Genomic DNA, 20,011 nt, shown 5'->3' with positions numbered 1-20,011 from the left:
GGATAATAGGCCGGTGTAACCGCAATATTAAGCGTGTAAGCATACATTATTACAAGCCACTTACCAATAAACCTAATTAATAAACCATGCGACAAATTTTACAAAGATTACTATTGCTGTCTGTGTTTACCTGCGCGTGTGCAATTGCATTTGCACAAAGCCGTGTAATAACCGGGACAGTTACCAATCAAAGCGGCGAAACCCTTCCGGGAGCAACCGTTACGGTAACCGGTACCAACGTTTCGGTTGCAACAAACGCGATGGGTGCATTTTCAATTAACGTGCCCGGGGGCAGCAGCAGTTTAACCGTTTCTTATTTAGGGATGGAAAAACAGCAATTTACCCTAACCGACAAAACTAATGTAAGCATAGCCTTAAAGCCATCGGCAACCGCTTTAGAAGAAGTTGTTGTAAAGGTAGCTTACGGCAGCGCTAAAAAGGCCAACTTATCAAGCGCGCAAACATCTATTTCGGCAAAAGAGCTTAACCGTACAGTTAATACAACTGTTGAGCAAGCCTTGCAAGGCCGCTCGGCCGGCGTGTATGTAACCCAAAATACAGGGCAGCCGGGCGGCGGCATGTCAATCAACATACGTGGTGTGAGTACTATTAATGGTGCTACCGATCCGCTTTATGTTATTGATGATATACAGATAGCTCCTACTCAAATAGGCTTAGGTCCGCAAAGCTCAACTAACCCTTTAGCGGGTATTAACCCTACTGATATTGAAGATATCCAGGTGTTGCAAGGTCCGGCAGCAACATCGCTATATGGTTCGCGCGCCACAAACGGCGTTGTATTGATCACCACAAAAAGAGGTAAAGCGGGAGATGTAAAACTTACCTATAACTACCAGTACGGATTGCAAACCGCGCCCAAGCACCTTGATGTAATGAACCTTAGGCAATATGCCCAAATGGTTGGCGAGTATCATGCTATTGCCGGTGGTGAAACACCGCTTGAGTTTTTAGACCCATCGTTATTAGGCGAGGGTACTAACTGGCAGGATGAGCTTTTTAGAAACAGCGCGCGCCAAAACCATACCCTGAGCCTTAGCGGAGGTACCGAAAAAACAAAATATTATCTATCAGGCGATTATCTTGACCAAAAGGGCGTGGCAGCAGGCTCGGGCTTTAAAAGGTATTCGGCACGCTTAAATATGGATAGTAAGGCAAAGGAATGGTTAACCTTTGGTACTGATCTTAATTTTAGCCAAACCAAAGAGAATTTAACTACCAGCCAAGAGAACCTAATATCTAACGGCATACAGCTAACACCACAAATACCGGTCAAAAATATTGATGGCTCATGGGGCGGTGGCGATCTTAACAATGGTGCCAACCAGTTTGCGCCTGTTAACCCGGTTGCTATAGCAAACCTGGTAACCAACAATTTTTTACGCCGCGAGTTTCGCGGTGGTTTAAGGGCTGATGTTAAAATACTGCCCGAGCTGCATTTTAAAACATCGCTCACTACAAACGTTGGCTACTCCGAATCGCAAAACTACATTCCTACTTATAAAATTGGCTGGGCCGAAAACGTTACGGCCGCTTTTACAAACGCCACCGGCTCAAACACGTACTGGAACTGGAACCAGTTGCTGGAATATAATAAAAGCTTTGGCAAACATAATTTTAACGTAATAGCCAGCCATGAAGCGCAGGCAGGTACCTGGAAAAACCTTTCGGCCCGCCGAACAGGCTTTTTAACAAACGATGTATTTGATATTGAGGCCGGTGACCCACTAACCGCAAGCAATGGCGGCGGCTCCGGGCATTGGGCCTTAGAATCATACCTGGCCCGGATCAATTATAACTATAACGACAGATATATTGTATCAGGTGCCATACGTGCCGATGGTTCTTCAAACTTCGGTTCAGAAAATATCTGGGGTTATTTCCCATCGGTATCAGCAGCCTGGCGTATTACAAACGAGAAATTCTGGAATATACCGGCGATCAACGAGTTAAAACTTCGTGTTGAAACAGGCTTAACCGGTAACCAGGGTGGCGGCGCGGGCATATACTCGCCACTGGCGCCGGGTGCTACACCAAGCAGTACCGGCTTTTTACCAAGCAAGTTTGCTAACCCTAACCTTAAATGGGAAGAAACCCGCACCAACAACATCGGCGTAAACATTGGTTTACTTAAAGACCGCATTAACATTGAGGCTGACTATTATGAAAAAGAAACCAGTAACTTGTTGATGGACCTTTCGCTGCCATGGTATATGGGCACAAATGGTACCGGTGCTGTTGGCGCTCCGCTGGTAAACATTGGTACTTTAACCAATAAAGGCTGGGGCGTAACCTTAAACACAACCAACATCACCAATAAAAACTTTACCTGGACAAGTAATTTCAACATATCGCACTTTAAAACCACTATCAAAAAGCTTAATAGCGAGTCGGCATTTATATCACGTACATCATGGTGGTTAGATAACTGGACGCAAAAATCAGCAGTGGGTTCGGCACCATGGTTATTCCAGGGATATATTGAGGAAGGCATTTTTCAATCTGTTGATGAGATAAACAACAGTGCTGTACCGGTTGATAATAATGGCAACAGGCTGCCAACTGCCGATGTTAACGGTGTTTGGGTAGGCGATGTTAAGTATAAGGATATTAACGGCGATGGAAAGATTGATGTGAACGACCTTACCAACATCGGCAACCCATGGCCTAAGCTGTATGCCGGTTTTACCAATAACTTCGCTTACAAGGGTTTTAACCTGAGCGTGCTTTTAACAGCGGCTTATGGTAATGATGTATACAATTACCTGGCAAGGGCAAACTCAAACCCAAATAATATTAACCTGAGCCGTAACATGCTGGTTACCGCTATGGATTATGCCCGCCCTATAACAAATGCTGACGGCTCGGTATCATTGGCAAACCCGGGTACAAACGTTGCCCGTATATCATTTGGCCCCAACGGCAACTACGCGCGTATTACCGATAAGTGGGTTGAGGACGGATCATTTATCAGACTTAAAAACGTAACCCTGTCATACAACGTGCCTGCTAACTTTTTGGCTAAACAAAAATTTGTACGCGGTGCCCGTATAGCTTTTGGTGTGCAAAACCTGGCCACAATAACCGGCTATAAAGGTTTAGATCCCGAAGTTGGCTCATACGTTGGCCGCGATGCGCAAGCCACTAACCAGGCTATTGGGCTTGATAACGGGCGCTATCCGCTAACGCCATTTTACACATTCAGTTTTGGAATTGATTTATAATATTAAAGAGATGAAAATCACAAATAATAAGATTTTTTGGGGCTTGTGTTTGTTCCCCGTGATCATGCTCTCGGCATGTAAAAAGGCCTTTTTAGAAAAATTGCCTACTGATGCTATAGTTGATGCCAGTTTTTATAAAACGGACGACCAGGTACTGGCAGGCACAGGTTTACTATATAGTAAAGTTTGGTTTGATTATAATGACAAGGCATCATACAACCTGGGCGACTTTAGGGCCGGAACGGCTTTTTCAGCTTATAACGACAGGGGTAACGTATTGTTTAACACCACCGGCGATAATTTGGAAAACTCGGCAGCCTGGCGCGCATTTTTTATTGTTGTTGCCCAATCAAACCTAACCAGGCAAAACATTGAAACCTATGCGGGTGATGGTGTATCAGCCACAGTAAAAAATCAAGCTATAGCCGAAACACGTTTTATGCGTGCACTGGCTTATCGCTTTTTGGTGATGAACTGGGGCGAGGTGCCTGTTATTGAAAACAACACAAAACTGTTGTTAGATACCAGCCTTCGTAAAAACACGGTGCCCAGCGTGTGGAAATTTATTATTAACGACATGCGTGCCGCCGCCAATGGGTTAACAGAAACACCCATACGTCCGGGCAGGGTAACCAAATGGGCTGCCGAAGCCATGCTTGCCCGCTTTTATCTTAACAGATCAGGCGTTGGGAGCGCCGGATCAGGCCAACGCAACCAAACGGATCTTGACAGCGCCAAATACTTTGCCGATAGGGTGATAAAGCAAGGCGGTTACACGTTACTGCAAAACTATGCCAGCCTTTTCCTGTTTCCTTACGATAATAATACCGAATCAATATTCTCATTACAGTGGGTGTACTCACCGGGTGCGTGGGGTACGCAAAACTCAACCCCGGCTTACCTTGCTTACAGCGGCGACATTGCCAACGGCGATGGCTGGGGCGGCGATAAAAGCGCCACCTGGTGGATGATGAAACAGTATGACGGCTTTACGGTTAACGCGGCCGACAATGAACTTAAAGGCCGTACGCTCGACCAGCGTTTAAAAGCTACCTTTATGCTGCCCGGCGCTTCGTATCCTGAAATTACCCAATCAATACCCGGCGGTGAGCAAAGGCTCATATATCCTTTTACTGGTAGCGACAATAACTTTTTAGCCATCAAAAAGTATGTAACCGGCAAAGCCAAGGATAATGGCGGCTTAGCCGCGCAACAATACTACGGGCACGATACTTACATGATGCGCCTGGCCGAAATGTATTTAATATATGCCGAAGCTGAGCTGGGTAACAGTGCATCAACTACGGATGCGGTGGCTGTTGACTACTTTAACAAAGTACATACACGATCAGGATTGCCTGCCTTTGAGGACCCGCTTACGCTGGATGTGATATTTAAAGAGCGCGTACTTGAATTCGCGATGGAGGGCATGGCCTGGTATGATCTGGTGAGCATGCATTATTACAATGCGCAAAAGGCGTACAGCATACTTAACTCGCAGGATAGAGGCTTGTTCTTTACTGCTCCTAACCAGTTCCCGAACCCAACACAATGGACGCTGACCAAAACGCCATGGGCTACTACCGACCGCGTTATCAACGCCAATAGCGGTAACTTTTTATTGCCTATACCTACACCGGAGTTGGACCAGGCGCCCAACCTGAAAAAACCGGCGGTTGACTATTATGCACAATAAACATCTGTTTATTTAAATAAAGTAAAGATGAAAAAGATATTCAAAGCACTCATATTACTTATTGTGGCAGCACTTACAGTAAGTATTTATTCGTCATGTTCAAAAAATGATAATAACGATGGCGGTACACCAACCATAAGTTACATCAGGATAACTGACCCGAATTCATCCGATTCGTTGTTGGTATCCGCAGGGCAGGGTAATCTTATTGCAATAGTTGGTACAAACCTGCAAAACGCCCGCGAAATATGGTTTAATGACAGGAAAGCTATTGTAACTACCACTTATGTAACCAGCACCTCAATACTGGTAAGCGTACCCAGTGAAATTCCGGTAGATATTACTAATAAGATAAAAATTGTTTTTTCGGACGGAAAAACACTTGAGCATGATTTTACTGTTAGCATAGCCGAGCCGCAAATATCATATATGGATTGTGAGTATGTACCTGCCGGTGAAATAGCCACTATTAATGGCAACTATTTTTACCAGCCGTTAACCGTAACCTTTACAGGTGGCGCCGAGGCTGAAATTGAATCAATTACCGACGCGGTAATCAAAGTACGGGTTCCGGCTGGCGCGCAGCCCGGCCCTATCACGGTTAAAACCAATTTTGGTGAAACCAAATCAGACTTGTTTTTCAGGGACAACCGTAACATCATTCTGAGCAGCGACCCTTTTACAGGCTGGTGGAACGCGTCGTTCGTAGTGAGTTCTCCGGGGCCTGACGATCCGATCGCTATCAACGGCAATTACATTCGTGTAAAACGTGTAATTGGTGCCTGGGGCTGGACAGAAGTTGCAGGCGGCCCACCTGATGCCATGGGGCCTATCAGTAAGAATATTCCGGATGCTGCCATTTTAAAGCCCGAAGATTACAACCTGAAATTTGAAGTAAACACCGTTAAGCCATATAACAACAACATGATCCGGTTTAATTTCGGTTTGTCTGACTTTAATAACGACGCTTATTTATGGAACCCGCCGATAGATACAAAAGGCAAATGGCAAACCATTACTATTCCGTTTGATGAATATGCGGATAGTTTCGCCTCACCGCTGACTGTAAGGCCGAATGGCTATTACACGCGTATACTTCTCCTTGGTCCGGGAGAGTTAGATGCTGACATATCATTTGACAACTTCAGGGTAGTTCCTAAAGTTAATAAAGACTAACGCTATTCATACTCAACCTGAAATAATATGAAACTAACATATCATAAACCATTATTTACCGTAATTACCGGCTTTATGCTGGTAATTACCATGGCCATGTCATGCAAAAACACAGATAACGAAGTTAATTCCGGTAAGGTAGAACTGTTAAGCTTTGGCCCTGCAGGTGTTAAGCACGGCGAGCAGATACGCTTTATTGGCAACAACCTGAAAAAGGTTACCGAAATTGACCTGCCGGGCGCAACCGTATCAAGCTCGGCTTTTGTTGAACAGTCTGACGAATTGATTGTGATAACCGTGCCGCAGGAAACCGAAAAAGGATTAGTAACCCTTAAAAGCGCTGACGGCGACGTTACCTCAAAAACGGAGATACAGTTTGAAGTACCGGTAACCATAACATCGGTACCTGCTACAGCACGTGCCGGGGATAACATAACCATTACCGGCGATTTTGTGAACTGGGTAACAAGCGTACAATTTTCTCCGGATATATTGGTTGAGGACTTTGTGAGCAAATCGTTAACGCAAATAGTAGTTAAGGTGCCGGCTGAGGCCGCTACCGGCACGGTTGTGTTTTATACCGGGGGTACCAAACCGCTCGTAATTGAATCAGAGAACGAGTTGGTTATCACTCCCTGATAATTATATGGTTAAGGGCATTATATTCAACGTGCTTTAGTAACCCAACACTCCTGCAGCGTTAACCTGACTGCAGGAGTGTTTTATTTATAATGATATGATGACAGGCATTATAATGCGGATTATGATATCTATTTAATAGATTTGATAACCTGATTATGACGAAGCCTTTATTTATGCGATATGTGTTTGCGTTACTGTTATTTTGGCAAAATGCTTTTGGCCAGAATGATAAATATGCTTTTTCACATATTAATGTCAACACCGGGTTATCGCATAATAATGTAACGGCATTTATAAAAGATAGCCGCGGTTTTTTATGGATAGGCACCCAAAATGGCCTTAACCGTTATGATGGCAATACCTTTAAATTATACCAGCACGATGCCGCTAACCCTAAATCTCTGAGTGATAATTTTATCATCAGTATTTTTGATGCGCCAGGCGATAAATTCTGGATAAAAACACAATCGGGTTATAGCATATATGATCAATCTACCGAAAGTTTCAGCGAAGATGTTGGTGCTTATTTAAATCCTTATGGCGTGCCCGACTACCGGGTGATGAAAATACTGAAGGGCAAAAACGGTAATTACTATTTTTTGCACGCTGTTGAAGGGCTTTTTATTTATAATCCGGTAACGCGCAAAACCCGGAGCTATCCTAATGTAAAAGGCAAATCAGGCTCGCTGTATTCTATCAACGTGGCCGATATGCACCTTGATTCAAAAGGCAACGTATGGATAGTGTATAAAGATGGCGTAATTGACAAGTTTGATACGCGTGTTAATAAGGTAACATACCGATCAACCGCTATAGCGAACAGCCTTGAACGTAAATCATACCAGCTATACCGAATTTTTGTTGATGCCCAGGATGATATTTGGCTTTATTCAGGCCCTATCGGCGCATTTTACCTTAATCCGGCAAACGGAACCATAAAGCATTTTTATAGAGATGCGCCCGGACAAAGCCTTAATGCTAACCTGGTAAACAGCATTATACAGGATAACAACGGAAAAATATGGCTGTCAACCGATCCGGGTGGGGTAAACCTGATCGATAAAAATGGCTTTACAATCAGCTATCTTGTAAAGAAGGAAAACGACAGCAAAAGCCTGAGCCAAAACAGCTTAACCGAATTATATAAAGATGATCTGGGTACTATTTGGGTAGGCACCTACAAAAAAGGGTTTAACTACTACAATCAAAACGTAATAAAATTCCCTTTATACCGGCATAACCCCCTGCAGCCAAACACTATTGGTTATGACGATGTTAACGCTTTCGCCGAAGATGCAAAAGGCAATTTATGGATAGGTACCAACGGCGGCGGGCTAATTTACTACGACAGAAAAGCCGAGAAATTCACCAGGTACATCAACAGCAAAACCAACTCCAACAGTTTAAGTAACAATGTAATAGTTAGCCTTGCCGTTGATCATGAACAAAAACTGTGGATAGGTACCTATTTTGGGGGACTTGACTGTTTTGATGGAAAGACGTTTACGCATTACAGGCACAACGAAACTGACCCATATAGCCTGTCTGACGATAGGGTGTACGAAATTAAGGAAGATCACCTGCACCGGCTTTGGATAGGCACACTATCCGGCGGATTAAATGTGCTTGGGCCCGATAGGAAGAAATTTACCTTTTACCGTGCTTTTAAACCAAATTCTATCCACTCCGATTACATTTTCAGTATCATTGAGGATAGTAAAAACAATATCTGGGTAGGCACCTCAGACGGGATCGACGTAATTGCACCAAATGGCAAAATAGCTCATTATAAACACATTAACGGCGACCCCAACAGCTTGGTTTATAACAATGTTTACTCATTGCTGGAAAGCCGTAACGGCAATATTTGCATAGGCACACGTGAGGGGCTGAACATTTTAAACCCTAAAACCAAACAGCTAAAACTCTATAGCAAACAGGATGGATTGCCGGATAACAACATCGTATCGTTAGAGGAAGATGCGGAGGGCAACCTTTGGATGGGTACCGCGAACGGGCTATCGCAAGCCAAACCTATAGCAGTTAATGGTGAGCAGCGGTTAAAATTTATTAATTTTAATGAGAGAGATGGCTTACAGGGCAGACAGTTCAACGATGATGCATCATTAATTACCCGTAAAGGTGAATTGCTGTTTGGCGGTGGTAACGGCTTCAATTTATTTAACCCTTCAAGTATTAAACTCGATAAAACAACGCCCCGCTTTGTTTTTACTGATTTTCAATTATTCAATACCAGCATAAAACCCGGCGAAAAGGTAAACGGTGATGTGATTCTGTCAAAACTTATTGCTGATACTAAAACGCTTACACTTGATTATGACGCTGATTTTTTTTCGGTTGATTTTGCCGCGCTCAATTTTTTGAATCCCGAAAATGTAAGGTACAGCTACAAAATGCAAGGTTTTGACGATGATTGGATCTTAGCTGATAATAAAGTACGCAAAGCAACCTACACCAATTTAAGCCCCGGCGATTATACTTTTATTGCCCGTGCCGAAGCGATTGACAACTCGTGGAAGGCGCAAACCATTTCTTTGAAAATAACGATTTTGCCACCCTTTTGGCGAAGCACAGCGGCTTACATATGCTATTTAATTTTAGCATTGGCTATACTTTTTTATATACGCTATCGGGGCATCAAAAAATTGAAGGCCCAATTTGCGCTTGAGCAGGAAAGAAAAGAAGTGGCCAGGCAGCGCGAGCTCGACTCGATGAAAATAAAATTCCTTACCAATGTAAGTCATGAATTTAAAACGCCCATATCGTTAATTATGGCGCCTGTTGATAAACTGCTTAAAGATCCGGCGCTCAGCGAGCAGGGAAAAGATTTAGGCATTATCAAAAAAAACGCCTATCGCTTACTTAACCTGGTAAACCAGTTGTTAGATCTGCGTAAGCTGGAAACCCGCGAATTAAAGCTTAACCTTAAAGAGGGCAATATTATAGCCTTTATAAAGGGCATCTCGTACTCATTTACAGACATAGCCGAGCAAAGCAATATACAATTTGCGTTTGATACGGATACCGTTAAACTCGACACCATTTTTGACCACGACAAGGTTGAACGCGTATTGTTAAACCTATTATCAAACGCATTTAAATTTACCCCTGCGGGAGGAAATGTCAGCGTGTTTATTAGCAGTAAAATGCATGCTGAAAATACAGGTTATTGTACACTTAAAATAAGTGTGATTGATACCGGCATAGGTATCCCGGCAGATAAGGTGGATAAAATATTTGAACGCTTTTTTCAGAATGATGCACCGGCATCAATGATAAATCAGGGCAACGGCATCGGGCTTTCAATAGCCAAGGAGTTTGTTAAAATGCACAATGGCGTTATTAATGTTGAACATGTGGCCAACGGCGGAAGCTGCTTTACAGTAGAGTTGCCATTGCCTGTTAAAGAGGCTCAAGTTGCCGGTAACGCCCGGGCAGAAAATAAGGCCAAAGCAACAGCGCAAGATTTAAATAAAAAGGCGAAAGTTTTGCTGGTAGAAGATAATGATGATTTCAGGTTTTACCTGAAGGATAACCTGGCCGAACATTATACCATACTTGAAGCGGTAAATGGCAAAGAGGGCTGGCAAAAAGCGCTGGCATTTCATCCCGATTTGATTGTAAGCGATATTAGCATGGCTGAAATGGACGGACTGCAGCTTTCAAGCAAAATAAAAGCTGACAGCCGTACCTCACACATCCCTGTTATATTATTAACCGCTATGCCAAATGAAGAAACGCTGTTGCAAGGCCTTAATACCGGCGCTAACGACTACCTGGTAAAGCCGCTGAACTTTGATGTGTTACAATCAAAAATTAAAAATTTACTGGCGCTGCAAATGGTTATTAAAAATAGCCAGAGTAAAAAAGTTGATGTGCAACTGCATGAAACAGCTATACCTTCGGCCGATCAGAAATTTATGGACACAGCCTTACAATACATCGAAACCAACTTGCAAAACGCCAACCTGAGTGTTGAGGAACTTAGCAGGCATATGTGTATGAGCCGCGTTTCGCTTTACAAAAAAATGTTGCTGCTCACCGGCAAAACGCCTGTTGATTTTATACGCTCGATACGGTTGCGAAAAGCCGCCGGCATGTTGGCCAAAAGCCAGCTCACCGTTTCAGAGATATCGTACCAGGTTGGCTTTAATACCCCGCATTATTTTGCCAAAACATTTAAAGCCGAGTATGACATGCTGCCCTCTGATTATATACATCAGCACAGAAAGGAAACTCAACACCGGGAGGTATGAGTTATTTGAAATTTACAACCTCCCAAAACGCTTTTTTTGGCTGCAATTGTGTGTCAAACAATAAAGGATAATTTTTACGCCCTTTAACCGGGTAATTATCAAGCCAGGTGTGCCGGTCAGAAATGTTCCAAAACGTTACTCCTGTTATTACATTTTTATACTGCCTGAATTGATCAAAAATCATTTTGTATTGACGGGCCTGCTTGTCGGCCATATCGTCCGTAAATACGTCCGATTCGCCAGGCCTTAATGCACGGTTTTGTTTCTCCCAGGGATAAACAGAAACATCCAGCTCAGTAATTTGCATCCTTATACCCAGCGATGCAAATTTTTCAATTGTAGCCGACAGCTCTTTTTGAGATGGCTCAAATACCGACCAGTGGGCCTGTAAACCTACAGCATGTACAGGTACTTTTTTAGCCAATAGTTTTTTTAGTAACTGATACACCCTTTCGCGTTTTTCGCTACGTTCGGTATTATAATCGTTATAAAAGAGCACCGCGTTTGGGTCGGCGGCGTGAGCATATTCAAACGCTTTAACAATAAAATCTTCACCGCATATCTGGTACCATAATGAGTTGCGTAAGAATTTTGTACTGTCGTCATCAATAGCTTCATTAACCACATCCCAGGCATAAACTTTGCCTTTGTAGCGCCCCACAACCGAGTCAATATGCGTTTTCAGCCTTTGTAGCAATACGGTTTTTGATACCTGCTTACCATCTACGCCAATAAATAACCAGGATGGTGTTTGCTCATGCCAGCAAAGGGCATGCCCCCTTATTTTTAAGCCATTGCTTTGCGCAAATGAAACGATCATATCAGCATCGTTCCAGTAAAACCTGTCTTCAACCGGGTGTATAGGCCCCATCTTCATAGCATTTTCAGGAGTTATGCTGTTGAAATGCTTTATAATTAAATTGGCTTGCTCCGGGCTTTTAAGCGCCTGCGGCGACACGGCAACACCAATTGGAAAGTAATTTGCATAATAGTCTTTCAGCCCTGGTTGTTTGGTAATTTGCTGGCTGTAGCCACCTGTATTTATAGCAGTAATAAATAATACTGCATAAAACAACTTTAATACTTTTATATGTGATTGTATTAACATAAAGTATGGCTTTAACATTTTGGGCAAATTCCTTCTTTAAAAATAAGTAAATAAATCATTGTATATCACAAAGTTTCTGTTCGGTACAATAGGTAAGGTACAAGCTGATACAGGCATCATAAAGGTTATAAACGGCAGGAGAAAAAAGATGCTATAAGTTAAAAGGCACCGTATTTACGGCACCTTTTTAATATCAATGTTTGTAGTCTTCATCAGTAACATGTTCCAGCCAGTCAACCACTTTTCCATCTAAATTTTCCTGTATAGCTATATGGCTCATACCATTAGTGGCTGAAGCGCCGTGCCAGTGCTTTTCATTGGGTTCAAACCATACCACATCGCCGGGCCGGACTTCTTCAACCGGGCCACCTTCACGCTGCACCCAGCCCAGGCCGGTGGTAATAATAATTGTTTGCCCCAGCGGATGCGTGTGCCAGGCGGTGCGGGCACCAGGTTCAAACGTAACCGTGGCCGCGGCAGCGCGGCGTGCTTCATTCGCATCAAAAAGAGGGTCGATCCTTACAGCACCGGTGAACCAATCACCCGGGCCTTTTACAGATGGTTTTGTTGCTATTCTTGTAATTTCCATATCAATTTAATTTTATTCCGGTAAACTGTTCACAAGCCGCCAAAAAGCGATCCTGTAACGCATGGTCATCAGCAACATGATTATAGCTGCTGTCTTTTTTATGATGCAAATAACTGCCGGAAAACTCATTGTTATTAACCAGCCACACTTGTGTTTCATAGCCCTTTTGCAGGCTATCAGGCGCGCCGGAACCGCCCATTTTGGTGGGCACCCAACCTGGATCAATGGCATTTGATAATATATCGGGCCACATACGCGCTACGGCCTTGGCCAATAATAGCATGTGCAGCTTGGTGTCTGAATAAGTGATGCTGTTTACATCATGCGCAAATGCTTCCAGCCTGGGTTTGCCGCCCAAATGCATGCCCGAACTCAGGTAAATCAGCCGTTTAGGTTTCTCTATTAAGCAGGTTAACAAGTAAGGAGCGATGGTATTGACCGCGAATAGTTGAGCGGCAGGTGCTTTGTATACACCCGCATTATGTATCACTGCATCAAATGTCCCAAGTTGGTTAATCTTTTCTGCCAGTTGTTTAACAGCAGAGGGATCAGCCAGATCAGCGGCCAAAGCGGCTTTTGCGCCGGGAGCATTACGCAAAGCCTCCTGCACGCGCGCTTCATCGCGCGCATGCAGTACCACTTCATGCCCTTGTTCTATCAAAGCCACGGCCGTTAGTTGCCCTAAACCATCAGCAGAACCGGTGATAAATATTTTTGCCATGCTTAGTTGCTTTTCAGCGATTTCATATCAATCACGAAACGATATTTTACATCACCTTTTAATAATCGTTCGTAAGCCTCATTGATGCTTTGGATATCGATCATCTCAATATCTGCAGCAAGGTTGTGTTCAGCACAAAAATCCAGCATCTCCTGGGTTTCTTTTATACCACCGATGGCAGAACCGGCAAAGCTTTTTCGGCCAACAATAACGCTGAACGCTGAGATAGGCAGCGGATGCTCCGGAGCGCCAACCAGTGCCAGTGAGCCATCCACCCGTAATAATGCCAAATAAGCGTTCACATCATGCTGTGCTGATACGGCATCCAGTATGAAATGCAGTTTGCCACGGTAAGCGGCCATTTGTTCTTCATCTTTTGATAGTACAACTTCGTCAGCACCCAAGCGCTTCGCTTCAGCAAATTTGCTTTCTGAGGTGGTAAAGGCTACTACATGTGCACCCATTGCTTTAGCTATTTTAATGCCCATATGGCCCAAGCCGCCTATGCCAACTATACCAACCTTTTTGCCCGGGCCAACCTGCCAGTGATGCAGCGGCGAATAAGTAGTGATACCGGCACACAAAAGTGGGGCAGCCGATGCCAGATCCATGTTATCCGGAATGCGCAGCACATAGTTTTCATCTACTACAATACGCTCTGAATAGCCGCCAAAAGTGGGGTTGCCGGGTAAGTTTTTGTCGGGCGAGTTGTAAGTTCCGGTCATTCCGGGTTCACAATATTGTTCCAGATCATCTTTACAATACTGGCATTCGCGGCATGAATCAACGATACAGCCAATACCAACCGTATCGCCTACCTTAAATTTACTCACGTGCGTACCCACGCTTTTTACTTTGCCCACAATCTCGTGGCCCGGAACGCAGGGGTATATTGTTGGCCCCCATTCGCTGCGGGCCGTGTGCAGGTCTGAATGGCAAACCCCGCAAAACAGTATTTCTATCTCCACATCATGGGGCGTAGGTTTCCGGCGGTCAATATTCAGGTTTTTTAAAGGTGCCTCGGCAGACTGGTTACCATAAGCTTTGATATTTGTTGTTTCCATAGTTTGTTGTTTTTACGTTGTTTTATATTGTAGCCGTATCAATAACATACCGATAGCGCGCCTGTTTGTTTAAAACTTTGGCCCGGGCATATTTATTTCTGTCGCTTTTATTACCTGCATCTAAGGCAGCAATAGGTAAGTATGGTTAAATTATATATGATTATGATAATAATTACGTCGTGTTTAAACTCGTACTTAATATCAATATGTTCATCAGCAAGGTGTTACCAGAATGTATCCTGAATATAAATTCTGTGTGTGTTACCTGTTTATATATTTTGTTCAAGTTTCACTATATTAGTTTTTTGCTAATACAATGACGTACATGAAAGGTAAGACGGACGAAGAGTTAATTGATCACATTCGCGATCATAGCCTTCCTGCCTTTAATGAACTTTATGATCGTTACTGGAACCCATTGCTTGCCAAGGCTGCAGATCGTTTAAAAAACAGGGAAGATGCCGAGGAAGTATTGCAGGAGCTGTTTGTTAACCTTTGGAGGCGCAGGGAGCGCTTAGTTTTGCAATTTACTTTTCGCACTTATATTTATGCCGCCCTAAAGTATGAAATATTGCGACAGGTGGCCAAAAGCCAGATAAGGAGGAATGAAGTTGCCCTTGAGGATAATAGCCTGATGGAATTCCTCAGCCTGGATGAAAGTTTTTTCTCTGTCGAGATCAAAGAATTACAGGTGCAGATAGAACAAGAGATCAATAAATTGCCGGAAAAGTGTCGTTTGATTTTCCGGATGAGCAGAAATGAGGGAATGAGTGCGAAAGAAATAGCTGATAATCTGAATTTGTCCACCCGGACGGTTGAAAATCAAATCGGAAAAGCGCTGAAAATCTTAAAAGGCAGCTTAAAGTCCTTTATTTTTCTCTTTTAATAACGGATTTATTAAATCTATAGATTAAAACCGCAGAGAATAATATTTTTTTTATTTGAGAATGAGTATTGGTGTTAAAAATATGCGCTATCATTCCGAATAACCTCTTTAAAAGATGTCGGTTCCGGAAAAAATAAAAGTATTAGTATTTAAATGGCGTAAGGGCACGCTGACTCCTGAAGAAAGAAAGGAGTTAGACGCATGGTATGTTGCCGCCCTGCCCGAAGAAATAGATTTTGCTGACGATATAACGGAGGATGACTATCGGCAGCAATTGCTTGGCCGTATTCATAACAGTATAGGAGCAGGCAGTGCCCAAACCGTAAGGATGATCCCGGCATGGTTACGTGTAGCTGCGGTTTTGCTTGTTTTTTGTGGTGTATCACTCCTCATTTACCGGTATCTCGATGTTAAAAAGAATGATATGCCGTTGCAATCAATCCATACGCAAAACCTGACTGTGAAACGTATAGTATTGCCTGATAGCAGCATAGTATGGTTAAAAGGTAACAGTAACTTATCCTTTCCGGATAAATTTGACAAACTAACCAGGCAGGTTGAGCTTCACGGCGAAGCCTTGTTCGAGGTTTCCCATCATGAGCACTGGCCATTCAAGATCAGGTCAGGTAATTTTGTTACCACCGTATTGGGTACCAGCTTTAATATCAATACCGGTATTAAAGATGATGATTACAACATCAGCGTGCTGACCGGGCGCGTGCAGGTGGTGCAAAAAAAGGCAGATAAACAAGATGGCGTGTTTTACATTAACGCCAACCAGGTTTTTCAGGCGGCTGCTGGAAAAGTGGAAACAGTACCGGCAGTAGAAAAGCAGGCGCAGCGGGTTTTGTTAACAAAAGGTACAACGTATGATATGGACTTTGAAAAAATTCCGTTTGAAACGATCATGCATCAGTTCTCTGCCAAGTTCGATATGGAATTTGAAGGTTACACCGGCGAATATAAAGCTTGCAGCATAACGGCTGATCTGACGGGTTTGCCGATGGAAAAAGCGCTGAAAATATTATGCCTGTCAATCAACGCTACTTACAAAATACACGGAAACAAGATCAAATTAACGGGGGGAGGCTGTTTTTAATGAATTGATTTTTCCTAATTATAAAATAAAACGGAGATGCTCGCAACACCTCCGTTCAGTGGTTTTTCAATTTCTTTTACTCAAAAATCAAACCTATCAAATGTATAAAAAATATTTGACATGCACTTTCTATGTCTTGTACAGACATTGGCTGAAATTCATAAATAATGTGCTGCAATCAGCGCCAGAATTTCGTATTATGAAGCTAACAAGGCTTTTTCAAATTTGTTTTATTTGTTTGCTGCTCTCGCAGCAGGCGGCTTTGGGGCAAACCATACCGGCGAAAACCATCACCGTTTCATTCAATAATATAGGCCTGGAAGAGGCGCTTAAACTGGTTGAAACCCGCACCGGGTTAAGGGTGGTTTATAATGATAACCTGATAAACCGAAAACTTATCATTAATCAGCGCTACCAGGATCAATCTCTGCAGGTTGTTTTAAACGGACTTTTGGCGCAGGCGCAACTTACTTATCAGTTGGTTGACGATCAGTATATTATACTCAGACCAAGCAGTATACCTCCGGGCAATGCTCAGGCTGCTGCCAATAATGCCGCCGGTGCCAACGTTGCCGGCTTTGTGCAGATAGGGGTAGTTGTTGACGAAACAGGATCACCATTACCAGGCGTTTCAATACGCCTGAGCAACGCTACCAATACGGCGCAATCAGACGCGAAGGGCCAATTTGCTATCGGTATACCCGGTGGTAGCCAAACATTGATATTTACCTATATAGGCTATAAAAAAGCAGAGCTCCCTGCCTTGCAGAACCAGGATTTAAAAGTTGCTATGGAACCCGATCCGGGAAAGCTTGACGAAGTAACGATTATTGGATATGGTACTTCTACAAGAAGGACCAGTACGGGTTCACAAGTTGAAATTACGTCAAAAGAACTTACAAATACACCGGCAACCAATCCTGCCGCGGCATTGCAGGGGCGTGTGGCAGGGGTATATATAGAACAGGCTAACGGTTTGCCCGGCAGCCCCATGACGTTTACCATACGCGGAACGAATTCTATCGCTGGCCGCAATAATCCCTTATTTATTGTTGACGGCGTGCCCTACCTTGCCGATGCGATCAATGCCCAGGCCGGAACACCGCTTGATGCGGCGAATGGCGCAACCAGCCCTTTAAACAGCATCAATCCGGCAGATATTGAAACCATTACAGTACTGAAAGACGCAGACGCGACCGCGATCTATGGTTCAAGAGGCGCGAATGGTGTGGTGCTGATCACCACCAAAAAAGGCAAGGCCGGACGTACACAGGTTGACGGACTGGTAAAGCATGGCGTATCACAAGTTACCCACTTTGTTCAAACCCTCAGCACGCCGGAATACTTGGCCATCAGGCGCCGTGGTTATCAAAATTCAGGAATAGATCCGGCAGATGATCAGGCTTTTGACCTAACGCAGTGGGATCAGAACGCATATACGGATTTTCAAAAACTGCTGATCGGCAATAAAGCGGAGATGACTGATGCTACACTTGCACTTAGCGGCGGTAATGCTTCAACCAATTTCAGATTCAGCGGCACCCATCACCGTGAAGGTAACGTTTTTATAGGAGATCAGGGGTTTGTAAGAAGTGCAGCTAATTTTAACCTGGGGCATAAAAGTGATGATAACAAATTTGAGTTTAACCTCTCAACGATTTATAGTACAGACAGGAACAATGTTTCAGTATTAGATCAAACCAATGCCGCCTACAATCTTCCGCCCAACTATCCGCTATACAACCCGGACGGTTCGTTGTACTGGAGTGGCGTGAGTTTTGGTATACCGGCCAATCCATTGGGCCAGTTGAACGAATTACAGGATAACAAGGCAAGTAATTTGATCAGCAACATGTCGTTAACCTATCATTTCCCTAAAAATATTACGTTCAAAACCTCGCTGGGTTATAGCCGTTCGGACATGGATCAGAAACGGCTGACACCCATGTCGTCAATGGATCCGGGGGTGCCATGGAATACGTCAAGAAGTATGTTTGCCTATAACCTGACCAACAATTACATTATAGAACCACAACTTACCTATAGCACTAATATCAGCAAGGGGCAGTTAAACGCGCTGGTAGGTGCTACATGGCAATTTCAAAATTCAAAACAGCCCTTTTATACACTGGCCAGTGATTTTGCATCTGATGCTTTTTTAGAGGATCTGTCATCTGCGGCTAATGTATCTACAAGCAGCGGTTCCAGCCAGTATAAATACGCATCACTATTTGGCCGAATTAATTACGACTGGGAAAAGAAGTATATTATCAACCTGAATTTCAGACGTGACGGATCTTCCAGATTTGGCCTCAATAACCGTTACGGTAACTTCGGATCAGTAGGTGCCGCCTGGATATTCAGCGAAGAAAACTTTACCAAAGGCCTTTCTTTTCTGAGCTTTGGTAAATTGAGGGGGAGCTATGGTATACTTGGCAGCGACCAGATCGGTGATTATCAATACCTGGACTCTTATGCCTCAACCTCGTATAACTACAATGGTGTACCCGGACTTGTACCCACACGTATAGCCAATAATAACTACCGCTGGGAACAAACACGTAAGTTAGAGGCTGCCATTGACCTGGGTTTCCTGAAAGACAGGATCTCAGTTGCTGCGGCATTTTACCGTAATGTAACCGGTAATCAATTGGTTGCCTTCCCGCTGTCAATACAAGCCGGATTCAGCAGCTACCAGGCTAATATGCCTGCACGTGTTGAAAACAAAGGCTGGGAGTTTACCCTGTCAACGCAAAACTTTAAAACAAAGGCCTTTCAGTGGACTACCGGTTTCAACCTTTCTATCAACCGCAACAAATTACTTTCATTTGCTAACATTGAAAGAACTTCATATTACTCCCGGTATGTTGTCGGGCGTCCGCTTAACAGTTTCTATGTATTTCGTTACACCGGATTTAATAGCCAAACCGGGCTTCCTGATTTTGAGGATATTAACGGAAACGGTAGTATAAACTTTGGCCTGGCTGAAACAGGCCGCGGCGACCGCTACTTTGCAGGTGCCTCACGGCCCCAATATTATGGAGGTGTTTCGAACACTATCAGCTACAAAGGTTTAACGCTCGACTTCCTGGTGCAGTTCGTGAAGCAACGGGGGAGTTCAATCCTCTCTCAATCATTTTACCCTCCGGGTTTTATGTACAATTCTGCAGCAGGGCCAATGTTGGGATATATCAACGCCGGGCAACCATCACAACCACAGGTTACCAGCACGTTTGATGATGCTTATGACGCATACTCCAACTATACCGCTTCTGATGCCATATTACAGGATGCTTCGTTTATTCGCTTTAAAAACGTGAGCTTATCCTATGATTTTAAAAGCGATTGGGTAAAGCGTGCCAAACTTCAAAACCTGCGGTTACAAGTGCAGGCACAAAACCTTTTTACCATTACCAATTACGTTGGGTTTGACCCCGAATCACAGGGCGTAAGCGTGCCTCCGTTACGCACCATAGTAGGTGTTATTCAGTTTACCTTTTAATTCCGGTAT

At 43.7% G+C, this 20,011-nt stretch carries 12 protein-coding genes; 8 read left to right on the top strand and 4 right to left on the bottom strand.

The genetic code is table 11. The features are described from left to right. Positions 1 to 86 precede the first annotated feature (86 nt). The 5 genes from LJ707_RS20185 to LJ707_RS20165 all read left to right on the top strand — a co-directional run bounded on the left by LJ707_RS20185 (position 87) and on the right by LJ707_RS20165 (position 11,033). Positions 87 to 3,242, top strand: coding sequence for a TonB-dependent receptor (locus tag LJ707_RS20185; RefSeq protein ID WP_228954563.1), 3,156 nt, complete (start codon positions 87 to 89; stop codon positions 3,240 to 3,242). A 10-nt stretch (positions 3,243 to 3,252) separates the two neighbouring features. Next, on the top strand, positions 3,253 to 4,938 hold the full coding sequence (locus LJ707_RS20180) for a RagB/SusD family nutrient uptake outer membrane protein (RefSeq protein ID WP_228954561.1): 1,686 nt from the start codon (positions 3,253 to 3,255) through the stop codon (positions 4,936 to 4,938). Positions 4,939 to 4,965: 27 nt separating this feature from the next. Then, entirely contained in the window at positions 4,966 to 6,114 is a 1,149-nt protein-coding gene (locus LJ707_RS20175; RefSeq protein WP_228954559.1) for a glycan-binding surface protein, read from the top strand. Between the two features lie 27 nt (positions 6,115 to 6,141). After that, positions 6,142 to 6,753: a hypothetical protein gene (locus tag LJ707_RS20170; protein ID WP_228954557.1), complete on the top strand. Its 612-nt coding sequence runs from the start codon at positions 6,142 to 6,144 to the stop codon at positions 6,751 to 6,753. Positions 6,754 to 6,911: 158 nt separating this feature from the next. Next, positions 6,912 to 11,033 carry a hybrid sensor histidine kinase/response regulator transcription factor gene (locus LJ707_RS20165; RefSeq protein WP_228954554.1) on the top strand — a complete coding sequence of 1,374 codons (4,122 nt, stop codon included), beginning with the start codon at positions 6,912 to 6,914 and terminating at the stop codon, positions 11,031 to 11,033. A 1-nt stretch (position 11,034) separates the two neighbouring features. Here LJ707_RS20165 and LJ707_RS20160 read toward each other — a convergent pair whose 3' ends face one another. From LJ707_RS20160 to LJ707_RS20145, 4 genes are all read right to left on the bottom strand, one after another. Then, positions 11,035 to 12,141, bottom strand: coding sequence for an endo-1,4-beta-xylanase (locus tag LJ707_RS20160; RefSeq protein WP_228954552.1), 1,107 nt, complete (start codon positions 12,139 to 12,141; stop codon positions 11,035 to 11,037). A 193-nt stretch (positions 12,142 to 12,334) separates the two neighbouring features. Beyond that, on the bottom strand, positions 12,335 to 12,730 hold the full coding sequence (locus LJ707_RS20155) for a cupin domain-containing protein (RefSeq protein ID WP_228954550.1): 396 nt from the start codon (positions 12,728 to 12,730) through the stop codon (positions 12,335 to 12,337). A 1-nt stretch (position 12,731) separates the two neighbouring features. Continuing rightward, positions 12,732 to 13,451, bottom strand: coding sequence for an SDR family NAD(P)-dependent oxidoreductase (locus LJ707_RS20150; RefSeq protein ID WP_228954548.1), 720 nt, complete (start codon positions 13,449 to 13,451; stop codon positions 12,732 to 12,734). Positions 13,452 to 13,453: 2 nt separating this feature from the next. After that, positions 13,454 to 14,515, bottom strand: coding sequence for an NAD(P)-dependent alcohol dehydrogenase (locus LJ707_RS20145; RefSeq protein ID WP_228954546.1), 1,062 nt, complete (start codon positions 14,513 to 14,515; stop codon positions 13,454 to 13,456). A 325-nt stretch (positions 14,516 to 14,840) separates the two neighbouring features. On the opposite strand from LJ707_RS20145, the gene LJ707_RS20140 reads away from it, so the two are divergent. The 3 genes from LJ707_RS20140 to LJ707_RS20130 all read left to right on the top strand — a co-directional run bounded on the left by LJ707_RS20140 (position 14,841) and on the right by LJ707_RS20130 (position 20,002). After that, complete coding sequence (locus LJ707_RS20140) at positions 14,841 to 15,401, top strand: RNA polymerase sigma-70 factor (protein ID WP_228954544.1); 561 nt, start codon at positions 14,841 to 14,843, stop codon at positions 15,399 to 15,401. A 115-nt stretch (positions 15,402 to 15,516) separates the two neighbouring features. Further along, the gene (locus LJ707_RS20135; protein WP_228954542.1) at positions 15,517 to 16,500 is read left to right on the top strand and encodes a FecR family protein; all 984 of its coding nucleotides are present in this window, start codon (positions 15,517 to 15,519) and stop codon (positions 16,498 to 16,500) included. Positions 16,501 to 16,699: 199 nt separating this feature from the next. Beyond that, positions 16,700 to 20,002 (top strand): SusC/RagA family TonB-linked outer membrane protein, encoded by a 3,303-nt coding sequence (locus LJ707_RS20130; protein ID WP_228954540.1) that lies wholly within the window; start codon positions 16,700 to 16,702, stop codon positions 20,000 to 20,002. Positions 20,003 to 20,011: the final 9 nt, after the last annotated feature.

Origin of the sequence: Mucilaginibacter sp. UR6-1 (assembly GCF_020880975.1) — a bacterium.
Taxonomy (GTDB): domain Bacteria; phylum Bacteroidota; class Bacteroidia; order Sphingobacteriales; family Sphingobacteriaceae; genus Mucilaginibacter.
This window is presented reverse-complemented; position numbering and strand designations above follow the sequence as displayed.